At 41.2% G+C, this 14008-nt stretch carries 14 protein-coding genes; 8 read left to right on the top strand and 6 right to left on the bottom strand.

Translation table 11 applies throughout. The annotated features are described in order from the left end of the window. Nucleotides 1–89: 89 nt before the first annotated feature. Nucleotides 90–1343 (bottom strand): MFS transporter, encoded by a 1254-nt coding sequence (locus tag F946_RS04120; RefSeq protein ID WP_004979186.1) that lies wholly within the window; start codon nt 1341–1343, stop codon nt 90–92. A gap of 221 nt (nt 1344–1564) precedes the next feature. On the opposite strand from F946_RS04120, the gene rpmI reads away from it, so the two are divergent. Next, entirely contained in the window at nt 1565–1759 is a 195-nt protein-coding gene (rpmI, locus tag F946_RS04125) for a 50S ribosomal protein L35 (RefSeq protein WP_004278281.1), read from the top strand. Nucleotides 1760–1770: 11 nt separating this feature from the next. After that, nucleotides 1771–2130 (top strand): 50S ribosomal protein L20, encoded by a 360-nt coding sequence (rplT, locus tag F946_RS04130; protein WP_004692276.1) that lies wholly within the window; start codon nt 1771–1773, stop codon nt 2128–2130. A 29-nt stretch (nt 2131–2159) separates the two neighbouring features. On the opposite strand, the gene F946_RS04135 is transcribed toward rplT, so the two are convergent. Beyond that, complete coding sequence (locus F946_RS04135) at nt 2160–3368, bottom strand: hypothetical protein (RefSeq protein WP_004979188.1); 1209 nt, start codon at nt 3366–3368, stop codon at nt 2160–2162. 192 nt (nt 3369–3560) lie between these two features. On the opposite strand from F946_RS04135, the gene F946_RS04140 reads away from it, so the two are divergent. Both F946_RS04140 and F946_RS04145 read left to right on the top strand, forming a co-directional pair. Then, nucleotides 3561–4112 carry a P-loop NTPase family protein gene (locus F946_RS04140; RefSeq protein WP_035326386.1) on the top strand — a complete coding sequence of 184 codons (552 nt, stop codon included), beginning with the start codon at nt 3561–3563 and terminating at the stop codon, nt 4110–4112. A 129-nt stretch (nt 4113–4241) separates the two neighbouring features. Next, complete coding sequence (locus tag F946_RS04145) at nt 4242–4454, top strand: KOW domain-containing RNA-binding protein (protein WP_004692273.1); 213 nt, start codon at nt 4242–4244, stop codon at nt 4452–4454. Nucleotides 4455–4515: 61 nt separating this feature from the next. Here the strand turns inward: F946_RS04145 and F946_RS04150 are convergent, their stop codons facing one another. Then, nucleotides 4516–5532 carry a hypothetical protein gene (locus F946_RS04150; protein WP_004979192.1) on the bottom strand — a complete coding sequence of 339 codons (1017 nt, stop codon included), beginning with the start codon at nt 5530–5532 and terminating at the stop codon, nt 4516–4518. 157 nt (nt 5533–5689) lie between these two features. On the opposite strand from F946_RS04150, the gene pheS reads away from it, so the two are divergent. From pheS to F946_RS04165, 3 genes are all read left to right on the top strand, one after another. Further along, nucleotides 5690–6670 (top strand): phenylalanine--tRNA ligase subunit alpha, encoded by a 981-nt coding sequence (gene pheS, locus F946_RS04155; RefSeq protein ID WP_004979194.1) that lies wholly within the window; start codon nt 5690–5692, stop codon nt 6668–6670. A 132-nt stretch (nt 6671–6802) separates the two neighbouring features. Further along, the gene (pheT, locus tag F946_RS04160) at nt 6803–9184 is read left to right on the top strand and encodes a phenylalanine--tRNA ligase subunit beta (RefSeq protein WP_004979196.1); all 2382 of its coding nucleotides are present in this window, start codon (nt 6803–6805) and stop codon (nt 9182–9184) included. Then, entirely contained in the window at nt 9181–9477 is a 297-nt protein-coding gene (locus tag F946_RS04165) for an integration host factor subunit alpha (RefSeq protein ID WP_004649746.1), read from the top strand. Before pheT ends, F946_RS04165 begins: the two co-directional genes overlap by 4 nt. Nucleotides 9478–9619: 142 nt before the next feature. Here the strand turns inward: F946_RS04165 and F946_RS04170 are convergent, their stop codons facing one another. The 3 genes from F946_RS04170 to trxA all read right to left on the bottom strand — a co-directional run bounded on the left by F946_RS04170 (nt 9620) and on the right by trxA (nt 12214). Continuing rightward, complete coding sequence (locus F946_RS04170) at nt 9620–9877, bottom strand: hypothetical protein (RefSeq protein ID WP_004979199.1); 258 nt, start codon at nt 9875–9877, stop codon at nt 9620–9622. A 411-nt stretch (nt 9878–10288) separates the two neighbouring features. Next, nucleotides 10289–11557: a transcription termination factor Rho gene (gene rho, locus F946_RS04175; RefSeq protein WP_004692266.1), complete on the bottom strand. Its 1269-nt coding sequence runs from the start codon at nt 11555–11557 to the stop codon at nt 10289–10291. 330 nt (nt 11558–11887) lie between these two features. Next, nucleotides 11888–12214, bottom strand: a complete 327-nt coding sequence (gene trxA / locus F946_RS04180) for a thioredoxin (protein ID WP_004692264.1) — start codon at nt 12212–12214, stop codon at nt 11888–11890. A 263-nt stretch (nt 12215–12477) separates the two neighbouring features. On the opposite strand from trxA, the gene ppx reads away from it, so the two are divergent. Next, complete coding sequence (gene ppx / locus F946_RS04185) at nt 12478–14001, top strand: exopolyphosphatase (protein WP_004692262.1); 1524 nt, start codon at nt 12478–12480, stop codon at nt 13999–14001. Nucleotides 14002–14008: the final 7 nt, after the last annotated feature.

Raw genomic sequence — 14008 nt, forward strand, 5'->3', positions numbered from 1 at the left:
TATAACGCATCCAGTGCGCATGACTTAAATAATTGTTGCGAGTATTTCCTGAATTAGAAAGACTCGCAAGTTATATTGTTAAATTAAAACTATTTTTGCTCGGCTTGGGTGATGTCTACACCAAATAAGTCTTTGGTTTTAGCCCAACTGAGTGCGACCACCAAGAGCGTCATGCTGCCGCCAAAAACCGTTGCAATCACAGGGCCTAAATATTTTGCTGCAAGACCTGACTCAAATGCTCCCAGTTCATTACTACTCGACACAAACATGCCATTTACCGCTGCAACACGGCCTCGCATATTCTCAGGAGGATAAATTTGTAAAATGGTCTGACGAATTACCACTGAAATACTGTCACATGCACCCGTCATAGCAAGAGCAAACAAAGACAACCAGAGGTAGTTTGAGTAAGCGAACAATAAGGTGAATAGGCCAAAACCTGCAACAGCAAGCAGCATATTGCGCCATGCATGTCGGGTGGGCGGAAAACGCGTCAGCGCAATCATGGTGATGAGTGCACCAATCGATGGTGCTGCCCGTAAATAGCCCAATCCTTCAGGCCCAATTTTCAAAATATCTTCAGCAAAGATCGGGAGTAAAGCGATCACACCGCCGAACAGCACTGAAACTAAGTCGAGTGAGATGGCCCAGAGGACGATTTTAGTTTTAGCAATAAAGCGAAGACCTACACCTAAACTTTGTAGTACACGTTTCGTTTCAATTTTAGGAAAAGTGCGTTTGCTTAAAAGATTGACGAGTAAGAAGCATAGGCTGAGCAGTACCGCTACACTAATTAAACTGGTTTCACGGCCTAAAAATGCCAGCATAAATCCACCGAGCATCGGCCCAATAATCACCCCGCTTTGCCAACCAATGGTGGTCCATGTGGCGCCATTGGCATAAATGTCTCGTGGAATTAAAAAGGGTTTGAGTGATGTTGCAGATGGATTATAGAACCCCCGAATTGTTCCTAGGCCAAAGATCACGGCATAGACACCCCATGACAGGGTGGAGAGTTCAATTTGCTTTAAGGTATAAGCATGAAATAACCCCCATAAAATCAAGGGCAGAGGAATGGCAAAGAATAAGCAGATTTTCATGATGGTTTGCTTATTAAAGCGATCTGCAAAATAACCACCCCATAAGGAGAGCGCAATAAAGGGGATTGCTTCTGCCAGACCAATCAAGCCTAAAGTGAGAGGATCTTTGGTAATTTTATACAAAGAATACGCCACAATAATTTCCTGAATTAAAATGGCAAGCGTCAGACAAAATTGATTGAGCGTAACAATAGAGAAGTCTCGGTATCGAAGTGCGGCAAAAGCATCCTGTGTAGCGTTCATAAGGGTACAGTATGGAATGGATGAGGCATTATACGACTTGGACTAAACCACGGTTATAAATTCATCGCTTAAAGCTTATCGGGAAATAAACTAAGCTTGCTTTTATTGTTGATTATTTGCTTTTGTTTTAGACAAAGTTCGATTAGAATATTCGCTCCCTTACCTGCAGGTCGTTTTGCAATGGTGCAAACGTTCCGAACAGGTGTTCAAAAGAGGTTGTTATGCCTAAGATGAAAACTCGCCGTGGTGCAGCTAAGCGTTTTAAAGCTACTGCTAACGGTTTCAAGCGTAAACAAGCGTTCAAACGCCACATTTTGACCAAAAAATCTGCTAAGCGTATTCGTCAATTACGCGGCTGTGTAATGGTTCACGTGAGTGACGTTGCTTCAGTTCGTCGTATGTGCCCATACATCTAAGGAGATTATAAATGGCTCGTGTAAAACGTGGTGTACAGGCTCATCGCCGTCATAAAAAAATTCTTGCTCGTGCTAAAGGTTACTACGGCGCTCGTTCACGCGTATATCGCGTAGCGTTCCAAGCAGTAATCAAAGCGGGTCAATACGCTTACCGTGACCGTCGTCAGAAAAAACGTCAATTCCGTGCTCTATGGATTGCGCGTATTAATGCTGGTGCTCGTCTAAATGGTTTATCGTACAGCCGTATGATCGCTGGCTTGAAAAAAGCTCAAGTGATTATCGACCGTCGCGTACTTGCTGACATCGCTATGCATGACGCAGTTGCATTTGCTGCTTTAGCTTCTAAAGCTAAAGATGCATTAGCTGCATAAGTCTTTAAGACTTAAAGAAAGACCGCTTTTTAGCGGTCTTTTTTATTGTTTGAATGAATGATGCTTTTATAAAGTGCATATAAAAATGCAATCGTTAGTATAAAAGTATTTCCCCATGATACGGAATAGAAAGCCAAAGTCCACAATGCACAGTAACACCAAATGATGTGCCATAAAAATTTCATGATTTTGAATAAATTAAAAGAGCTTACAGCTACGCACTTTGTTTCTACTTGATGTTCTATGTCTTTTAGGTGTGCGGTGTTTTCTACTACATCGTTAGATGTCCGAATTTGAACGGTATTTTTTTCAATAGAAAAAGAAGAATTTTTTGTTGTTTCTGGAATATTGGACAAGTAATTACAATTTTTAATGTCTGAAAACTGATATTGATTTGCACAGTGTTTAAAGATTAGTGGGCGGAGTAGGGTCAGTTGATTATAGGCTGCTGAAAAAGTATCCCTTTCGTTATTATTCATTTGAATATAATCGGAATATTCATTTTTTGAATGTGATGCAGCGGAATATTGCTGTTCTAATAAAGCTGTATTTTCTATCAAATTCGAAACGTAATTTTTTCGGATAGTGAATGGAAATATCGGATACTGCTCTTTTATAGAATCATTGAATAAATCGCCGACATAGCAATTTTTGATATCTAATGGAATTGGATAACTGCCATATTGTTTTGCCATATCATTAAAATAAAGACGTGCTTCTGTGTCTTTAAAAAAAGTATCCCAATTGATTGGCTTTAAGTCTTGTTCTATAGTAGAAATTGCTTGAGGGGATGGGTGGTGTAACGTGTATGCCTCTACATTTTGGTAATAATTGGAATAATTATAAAAATCTTTGTTTCCATGTTCATCAAAACTTTGCCATGTTGGTGTTTCATCGCTATGGATTAAAACTTTATATTCATTATGAGGATAATGCACAACAATACAGAAACTTTCTTCATCGGTTGAAAAATAAAAAATCGAAGAGTCATTGAGTTCCATATGCAAGTCTTGAGCAACATGTAAACTCAGTTTTATGGCTCCGGATTCTTGTAACCTACTTAAGAGATGTGAAGCAGAACCGCATAAAAGCGTACCGTATTTAGTATCACGTAATATTGGAAAATGGTTGAATAATAATGGATGCCTATCTAGGATCTCTGTATCAACCGCACCATTTAAATATTCATTTCCATAACTCACAAATGCAATTTGGCGATAAGCTCTATTTAGGTACACTTTTTAATTCCGATAACTATATTTTACTAATTGAATAAATACTAAAAATTATTGTTTTGTCGGTGCAGAGAATATCGGTGTTTACGTTTTTAGGCTATTACTTTAATTGTAATTTTATTGCTAATAATGTTTTAAGTATTGAAACTTCTAGATATAGTTTTTTTAACTCTTTTCGAGTCTTGGTAGATGGTTATGAAAAGAATCAATGTTGTAGGAACTTCTGCTACAGGCAAATCTACATTTTCCAGAGCTTTGGCCGAAAAGTTAGATTTGCATTATATCGAGTTGGATAATCTATTTTGGCTTGATGACTGGCAAGAATGTCCCGATGAGGTGTTCTTTGCCAAGATTGAGGCAGAAGTACAGAAGGCGACACAGGGCTATGTGATCGATGGTAACTATACCCGCGCCATTCCTGTGAAATGGGCGGAAATTGATACTGTCATTTGGTTGGACTTACCTTTTCCAGTCAACCTTTACCGTTCTGTGAAGCGTGCGGTTCAGCGGGCATGGGCACAACAGGATTTATGGGAAAACTCGAATAATCGGGAAAGTTTGCTGCGGATGTTTGGTCGGGACTCGATTATTTGGTGGATGATTAAAACACATGCTAAAAACCGACAGAAATACCTAAAAATGATGCAGATGCCTGAATATCAACATATACAGTGGATTCATTTAAAGACACCGAAGCAGGTGAGTCATTTTTTAGATCAGTTGGCTGTTGAAAAGCTTAGCGTTTAAATCAGAGAATAGCAGTGCATACTCAGCGATTAAGATGAACCTCTAAGCTTTAGTTACATAAATCTGCTTTAATCTCAAAGGTGGTCGATGCCTAATAAATAAAAAGATTAAAAAGAAAAGGAGCGGGATATGCTTGCAGAAATTACTGGAATGGGACAGGGAAGTATCACGGTGGAATTACAAATGATTCCCAGAAAAGGTGAGTCAGTCAAAATTATGTATGGACCTGATGCGGAGCTAGAGGGGGAGGTTGTTTCGGTTAATCATTATATTAATCAACATGCCAATCAGCATAAGGTACAAATCAAGATTCGGCCCTTCAATCTTCTAATTACTGCCTAAAGAAATTGAATCCATAAAAAAGCGCTCATTGAGAGGAGCGCTTAGATATCTCGGTAATAACTTATAAGCCAAAATAATAGCCAACTAGGCAGATCAAAATCGTAATCACGATTAAAGCAAACACCCCAGTTTTCCCCGATTTATGGTGTATTTCATGAGGCCTGCTCTCTATCGCACTTAATTTAGGTGTTGGATGATTACGTGCATCCAGTGGTGTAGTTGTGTCTTTGGGTGTGAGCTGCGCGGTTTGATAGTGATTGGCCACTTTTACGATAAACTTGGTACTTAAATCATCAATCTTTTGCTCAAAATGACGTAAGTTCAATAGCTCATCTGGCGTGAGTACTTGGCCTTCTGCATTATAAGGATGTTGAATTTTAGTTTGGATAAATGCTGATAGTGTATCTAAACGATACAGCGTTTGGTGTGCATAATCAGCAGCGTAATCTGTTGGTAAAAGAGCGAGACGGTGGACTGCATCTGTGGCATCTTGTTGCCCATAGTAAGGTAAGTTTGCCGTCTCTGGCTCTACTAAATCTTGTGCAAATGGCGCACTAAATAGTTCTTGTTCGGTAAAGTTCTCGATTTCATCCCATTTCGGCGTTTGTAAATCCGCTTCAATGCGTTTGCTGAGTTTGTGATTCAGTTCAAAACGCCATAAATTTTCGCTACGGATTGAGCTTTGTTGTGCTTTTGGAATTATAAAATCGTGTTCAGCGCTGTACCACTCAGCCAGTTCTTTACCAAAAATCCAAGCAGTTTTTTGCTGTGCTTGATGGCTCACAATAATATGTGGTGTAGCAAGCAGTTCAATATTTGGGTTGGGGTTCTTTTCATCTGCTAGCAATGTTGAGCTATGCAGACTGAGCTGTTTGACCCCTTGTTTTTTTAAGGCTTCAAGCCAGACCTGAAAATGCTGAGCCAGTAAATGTTGGCTATTCAGATCACGAAACTGAAAGCAATGTCGGTCAAAAATGGCATGTTCTAACCAACGTTGGAAACTTAGGTTGTGGCGCAAATATTCATTGCCATAAGTAACTAAAGTAAGTTGTTGTTGCCAAATAGGATCAAGCGACATCGTTTGTTGTTCTCTTCTGTGATGACACTATCTTAACCTGTTTATAAAACCATGTACTAAACAAATTTTCCTGATCGTAGAGCTTCATCAACGTGCTTAAAAACTGATAGAATATGGGGTTTTATTAATTTTATAAATTGTTGCTTTGAGAGTTACTATGTCACTGGAAGCCCTGACCACTGAAGCGCTTGCTGCGATTGCAGCAGCAGAGGACCTTGCTACACTCGATCAAGTACGAGTGCAGTTTACGGGTAAGAAAAGCCAGCTCGCTGAGCAATCAAAAGCTTTAGGTAAAATGGACCCTGAAGAGCGTAAAAATTTTGGTGCGCAAATTCATGCAGTCCGTGAAGCGATTACCGGTGCTTTAACTGAACGCCAAACACAATTACAACAAGCAGCGTTGGCGCAAAAACTTGCAAGTGAAACGGTGGATATTACTTTACCGGGTCGTGGTCAAACGATTGGTAGTATTCACCCCGTTACTCAAGTACAAGAGCGTATTTGTCAGTTCTTTACCAAAGCGGGTTTTGTGATTGAAACTGGCCCTGAAGTTGAAGATGACTATCACAACTTTGAAGCTTTAAATATTCCAGGGCATCACCCTGCGCGTGCAATGCACGATACTTTCTATTTCGATGCGACACATTTGCTACGTACCCATACTTCGGGTGTACAGATTCGTACCATGGAAACCCAGCAACCCCCGATTCGTATTGTGTGCCCGGGGCGTGTATACCGCTGTGACTCTGACCAAACGCATTCGCCAATGTTCCATCAAATTGAAGGTTTGTATGTGGCTGAAAATACAAGCTTTGCAGAACTGAAAGGTTTATTGGTCAATCTATTAAATGAATTCTTTGAAAAAGATTTAAAAGTACGTTTTCGCCCATCTTATTTCCCATTCACAGAGCCAAGTGCTGAGGTGGATATTATGGATGAACGTGGTAAATGGTTAGAAGTGCTTGGTTGTGGCATGGTGCATCCAAATGTCTTGCAGGCAGCAGGGATTGATCCTGAAAAATACAAAGGCTTTGCTTTCGGTCTGGGTGTGGAACGTTTTGCGATGCTTCGTTATGGCATCAATGACTTACGTATGTTCTACCAAAACGATGTGCGTTTCTTACGCCAATTTGCTTAAACAGATTTATACCTCTCCCTACCTCTCCTTGAAGGAGAGGAGTTGTTTGTGATGACTCGGGGTTCTCCTTCTTTTCCAAAAGAGGGAGTTAGAGGGGGATTCAAAAATTTAGATTTATAGGTTTTTAACAAAATGAAAATTAGCGAAAATTGGTTGCGTACATGGGTTAACCCAGCCGTTGATAGCAATACTTTATCTGATCAACTGACCATGTTGGGTTTAGAGGTCGATGATTTATCGCCTGCGGCAAAAACGTTCACTGGTGTGGTTGTTGGTGAAGTGTTGACTGTAGAGCAGCATCCCGATGCAGACCGTTTACGTGTGACCACAGTGAATATTGGTTCAGGCGATCCTTTACAAATTGTTTGTGGTGCACCAAACGTACAAGTCGGTATGAAAGCCCCTGTGGCAACCATTGGTGCTGTGCTTCCAGGTGATTTCAAAATCAAGAAAGGCAAACTTCGTGGCATTGAATCACAAGGTATGCTGTGTGGTGCATCTGAAATTGATCTAGAAGATAAAATTGATGGTCTTTTAGAGTTACCCGTTGATGCACCAGTAGGTACGGATATTCGTGAATACTTACAGCTTGATGATCATGTGATTGATATCAGCATCACGCCAAACCGTGGTGACTGTTTCAGCATTCGTGGTATTGCCCGTGAAATTGGGGTAATTAACCAACTGACTGTGACTGCACCTGAAATTAATGCCGTTGCTGCGACCATTGCTGATGAGAAAAAAGTTGTGGTGAGCACTGAAGGCTGCCCGCGCTATTTGGGTCGTGTGATTAAAAACGTGAATACCAAAGCCGCAACCCCAGAATGGATGGAACGTGCTTTGGTTCGCTCAGGGATTCGCCAGCATAGTATTTTGGTTGATATTACAAACTATGTACTGATGGAGTTGGGTCAACCGCTTCATGCTTTTGATGCAGCAAAAATTCAAGGTTCAGTCCAAGTTCGTCAAGCGAATACGGCGGAGAAATTGGTTCTACTGAATGAACAAGAAGTTGAGCTCAATGAAAAAGTCATGGTGATTGCGGATGATGAAAAAGCATTAGCGATTGCAGGCATCATGGGTGGCTTGTCTTCATCTGTTACCGATGAAACCCAAGACATTTTCTTAGAGTCTGCATTCTTTGCCCCATTAGCAATTGCAGGTCGTGCCCGTAGCTTTGGTTTGCATACCGACGCATCGCAGCGTTATGAACGTGGCGTGGATTTTGAACTCCCAATGCTCGCGATGTACCGCGCATCACAATTGATTGCAGAATTGGCGGGTGGTGAGTTCGGTCCGATTACGACTGCGGAACAAGCAGATGTTTTACCGAAGCGTGAAGCGATTGAGCTAGAACAAGCACAAGTGGATCAATTGCTCGGTTATCGTGTAGATGCTGCATTTATTGCGGATGCCTTAACCCGTTTAGGTTGTGCTGTGACGGTTAAAGCAGAAGGTCAGTGGTCTGTAGTACCGCCTTCACACCGTTATGATATGGCGATCTACCAAGACCTGATTGAAGAAGTTGCGCGTATTCATGGTTATGACAATATTCAAATCAGTTTGCCAAAAATTGAAGCGAAATTGGCGCAATATCAAGACCAATTTGAAATGACTCAGCTGCGTCAAACTCTCGTGACTTTGAGTTATCAAGAAGCAATTAGCTTTAGCTTTGCAGATTTAAAGCTTGAGAAGCAACTCAATGCGGCTGTGAATCCTTTGGCTTTGGCTAACCCAATTTCAAGCGATTTAGCGGTGATGCGTTCAACACTGCTTTCTAGTTTGATTCCGTGTGTGCAATACAACGTAAACCGCCAACAAAGCCGTGTACGTTTCTTTGAACTAGGTTTACGTTTTGACTATCAAGACGCTGAATCTATTCATGATTTGAAACAAATTCCTACCCTTGCAGTGATTGCAACAGGTGCAAAAACTTCAGAAACTTGGCATGCTAAACCTCAAGCTATGGATTTCTTTGATTTCAAAGGTGAAATTGAAGAGGTATTGGCAGCAGGTCGTGTGCAAGTAGACTATGTTCGTTCTGAGCGTAGCTGGTTGCATCCAGGACAGTCTGCTGAGATTTTAGTCGATGGCCAATCTATTGGTTACTTTGGTCGATTACATCCATCTTTAGAAGATGCGCTGGATTTGAGCACAACTTGGGTGGCTGAACTTGATCAATCGGCTGTTTTGCAAACTTATGTATCTAATTTTACAGAATTATCACGTTTTCCGTCGGTTAGACGTGATATTGCGCTTTTAATTAGTGATAAGATAAATGTAAGTGAAATTCAGCAACTTATCGAAAAAACAGGTGGTGAGCTTTTAGACTCGACTTGGTTGTTCGATGTGTACACTGGGCAAGGCGTTGAAGACGGTAAGCGCTCATTGGCATTTGCACTTCTTTGGCAACACCCATCACGTACGCTCGAAGATGCTGAAATTAAATCCGGTATGGATCATATTTTACAAGTGTTGGAAAACACTTATCAGGCGACATTGAGGGCTTCATGACAGCATTAACAAAAGCGGAAATGGCTGACCATCTAAGTGAGCTCACGAGTTTAAACCGTCGTGAAGCTAAGCAAATGGTCGAGTTGTTCTTTGACGAGATTAGCCAAGCGCTAATCTCTGGTGAGCAAGTTAAACTTTCTGGTTTCGGTAACTTCGAGTTGCGTGATAAACGTCAACGTCCAGGTCGTAACCCGAAAACGGGTGAAGAAATTCCGATTTCTGCACGCCGTGTAGTGACCTTCCGCGCAGGGCAGAAATTCCGCCAGCGTGTGGGAAATGAGCAGATCGATTGATCTGCTTTTTTTTTTGCTTAGAATTTTGGGTGATCGTTTGGCTGATTCAATTCTTGCCAAATAGTAGAGCTTTGTTTTTTGGTAAAATTTGAGCATAAAAAAAGAGAGCCACGGGCTCTCTTTTTGACTAATCTCTAAGAGATTAGTGAGCTTTAGCTTCAGAAGCAGCAGCAACAGTAGCTTCAGAAGCAGCAGCAGTAGCTTCAGAAGCAGCAACAGTAGCTTCAGAAGCAGCAGCAGCAGCATCTACAGCAACTTCAGAAGCAGCTTGAACAGCTTCAGATGCAGCAGCAACTTCAGATGCAGCAGCAGCAGCAGGAGCTTCTTCTTTCTTAGCACAGCCAACGAAAGCTAAAGTAGTAGCAACTGCAGCAGCAATAGCGATTTTTTTGAATAACATGGCATCACTCTCTAAAATATGAGATTAAAAAAAACCGACGTTAGTCTGTTGTATGCTTTTATTGTTCCTAATTTTGCTAGGGACTAACAATGCAGGAGCAGCCTAACTGGTCTGCAAATATGCTATCACTGCGCATTTTGAATTGCTACTAGCTGGGATGAAAAAAGTGATAAAAAAGGTCTAAAAACAGGGCTTTTTTAACAGAAAATAACAATCAATGATGAGGTTTGTATTGGAGAAGTGCTGAATAAACATTTAAAAAGATGAAGATTTTTTATTTCAAATTTTTGTTTATCAAAAACTTGCAAATAAGTTTACAGAGAATCGGATGAAATGTTGCTTTGTGTAAGCTAAGTCAACCAAATAAAAAGGCTGTCGTTAAGACAGCCTTTTTAGGTGAAGCAGGTCGGATCAACTGGTCGCTTTACGCTTCATTTGATCAAAGAAATCATCGTTGGTTTTAGTTTCTTTCATACGATCAAGTAAGAACTCCATTGCTGCAAGTTCATCTTGGGTATGAAGTAGTTTACGTAAAATCCAAACCTTACGTAGATTGTCTTCAGACATTAGACGCTCTTCGCGACGGGTGCCAGACTTTTTGATATTCATCGCAGGGAAGACACGTTTTTCCGCAATACGGCGATCCAGTGTAATTTCTTGGTTACCTGTACCTTTAAATTCTTCGTAGATCACTTCATCCATTTTACTGCCAGTTTCAATCAGGGCTGTAGAAATGATGGTTAGTGAGCCACCTTCTTCAATATTACGTGCTGCACCGAAGAAACGCTTAGGGCGTTCTAGTGCATGTGCATCCACACCACCAGTTAAAACCTTACCAGATGAAGGAACAACCGTGTTGTAAGCACGTGCTAAACGGGTAATGGAGTCGAGTAGAATCACAACGTCTTTCTTGTGCTCAACCAAACGTTTTGCTTTTTCAATCACCATTTCAGCCACTTGAACGTGACGAGCAGGAGATTCATCAAACGTTGACGCAATGACTTCACCACGAACTGTACGTTCCATTTCCGTCACTTCTTCAGGACGTTCGTCAATGAGAAGAACGATCAGGAAGCACTCAGGGTTGTTGCGCACAATCGACTGAGCGATGTTTTGTAACAACATGGTTTTACCCGCTTTTGGCGGTGCTACGATAATTGAACGTTGGCCTTTACCGATAGGTGCAACCAAGTCAACTACACGTGCGGTTAAATCTTCTGTCGTCCCGTTACCAAGTTCCATCACCAATTGCTCGGTTGGGAAAAGTGGTGTTAAGTTTTCAAACAAGATTTTGTTACGTGAGTTTTCTGGAGTGTCGTAGTTAATTTGGTTCACTTTTAACAGTGCAAAGTAACGTTCGCCTTCTTTGGGTGGGCGAATGGTTCCCGTAATGGTGTCACCAGTACGTAGATTGAAACGACGAATTTGAGATGGGCTAACATAAATGTCATCTGGGCCTGCAAGGTAAGAACCCGCTGCAGAGCGTAAGAAGCCGAAGCCATCTGACAGAATTTCCAAAACGCCATCCCCAAAGATCTCTTCGCCATTCATCGCATGGCGCTTTAAGATGGCAAAAATAATGTCTTGCTTACGGTTACGAGCCATTCCTTCGAGGCCCATAAATTCAGCAATTTTGATGAGTTCGCCAATCGGTTTTTTCTTGAGTTCGGTTAAATTCATAGGAGGTCAGATAAGAATCAAAAATTCTAAATTACAGGATGAAAAGGAAGCAACATTTAGCCGCAGACATGCAATGAAGTAACGCAATTGTATTTGAACTATAACAATTCAGAGGACTGATTCATTGTTTGAAGAGAAACGTGTCAAAACAATTTGTATTGCCGAGCGGCGATCTTATGTGTTGTGTCTTTTAAGAAAATGACAGGATTGAATAATCCTTTATCTCTTGATCATGCAATATAAGAGAGAAAGACAGACTTGTCAATTTATAGCCGAAAAAAATACGCTGTTGTTTAGACAGCGTATTTCATTTTCAATCTAAATGGATGCTTAAATGTTTTCTTCAATGAAAGCAGTCAATTTCGATTTTGGTGCAGCGCCCACTTGTTGAGCAACAACTTCACCATTTTTGAACATAAGTAATGCAGGGATGTTACGGATGTTATAGTTCACAGCCGTTGCTTCGCAAGAAGTCACGTCAACTTTAACAATCTTCACTTTACCTTCGTATTCGTTCGCCAATACTTCTAATACAGGTGCAATTGCTTTACATGGCGCACACCAGCCTGCCCAGAAGTCAACAAGCACAGGAACGTCTGATTGAAGTACATCAGCGTCGAAGTTTGTATCAGTTGTATTTACGATATTGCCAGACATGGATAGCTCCAGTTTCAATTTTTGGATAGTTTTATGGCTAATAGTATGTCATAGCCTGCTATCACTGAGTAGATGGATTACTAAATTTTCAACCTTTAGTTTGAATTTGTCTAATTGAAGCTCACGATGTTACTGATCGTGTAACACAATTGTCATATATGCCGAAATTTTAAAAGATCGTCAATTTCTGACCACAAATGGCTTTTAAATTGCATGGAGGTGAATTAATCTAAGCACAATTCTGTATAGGTTTATATTAAATCATGTCTGATTTTTTGATTGATGAAGAGTTACTTGCTGCCATCGATATGGGGTCGAACAGCTTCCACTTAGCAATTGCTCGAGTGGACCATGGCGAAGTGAAAAAAGTTGCGTCAATGTCAGAAAAAGTACAGTTAGCAGCGGGTTTAGATGAAAATAAAAACTTAACAGAAGCCGCACAGCAACGTGGTTTGGCCTGCTTATCTCGGTTTGTCGGACGTTTAGGTTCGGTTCAGCCGAATCGTTTAAGAATTGTGGCAACCAATGCGCTACGCCAAGCTAAAAATGGACATGAATTTATTCAAAAAGCGGCAGAAATTTTGCCGAAGCACATCGAAATTATTGCAGGTCGCGAAGAGGCTCGTCTGATTTATTTGGGTGTATCTCATACCATGGTAAACAGTGGGCGCCGGCTAGTGATCGATATTGGTGGGGGTTCAACAGAGCTGATTATTGGTGAAGAATTTGAGCCCATTCATACCGAATCTTTACAAATGGGCTGTGTAGCATTTACCAAAGCCTTCTTTGTTGATGGTGAAATTAACCAAAAAAGTTTTGATAAAGCCGTGGTTGCAGCACGTAAGGAGCTATCTGGAATTGCCAATACCTATAAAGAAGCGGGTTGGGATACGGTGGTCGGTTCGAGTGGAACCATCAAAGCGTGTCGTCAAATTACCGTGAATATGGGCTGGAGTAATGAAAAAGAAGAGCTCACTCGTGACGGTTTAGATAAGCTCAAAGAAAAATTGCTCAAATATAAACACGTCGCTGAGATGGAATTTGATGGTCTGAAAGAAGACCGTCGAGCAGTTTTGCCAGCCGGAATCGCTATTTTGTATGCCATTTTTGATGTACTTGAACTGGATAAATTGGTGTATTCGGATGGTGCCCTACGCGAAGGGGTGATGTATGACTTGCTGGGACGTTTTCAACATGAAGATATTCGAGATCGTTCTGTACAAGCGTTAATGGGTCGTTATAACGCCGATCCAAAACAAGCTGAACGGGTCGTGAACATGGCTCAGCATTTGTTTGATGGTGTGGCGGATTCACTAAAATTAACCACAGAAGACAGTGATTTACTGCGTCGTGCAGCTTATCTGCATGAAATTGGTTTAGCGATTAGTCATGCGGGCTACCATCGTCATGGTGCATATTTATTGCAACATTCAGACATTGCGGGCTTCTCGCAAATCGATCAAAACCATCTATCGCATTTGGTGGCCCATCACCGTCGTAAGCTGCGCAGTGACGCACGTGTTGATGTGATGAAGGTCGGTGGCAACAAATTAGTCTATCTGTGTTTGTTACTTCGCCTCGCAGTTTTACTCAATCATAGTCGTAGCGATCAGATGCTTCCTGCCATTGAATTAACAGTAGGCAATGCGCAACAATGGCAGCTGAGTGTTTCTGGTAATGCCGCGCAATGGCCTTTGCTGGTTGCAGACTTGCATGATGAGCAAGCGCAATTTAAGCATTGGGATGTTGAGCTGGATATCCAATCAGAACAATTTGTCGATGAATAAATTGGTC

The organism is Acinetobacter johnsonii ANC 3681, from assembly GCF_000368805.1.
GTDB lineage: Bacteria > Pseudomonadota > Gammaproteobacteria > Pseudomonadales > Moraxellaceae > Acinetobacter > Acinetobacter johnsonii.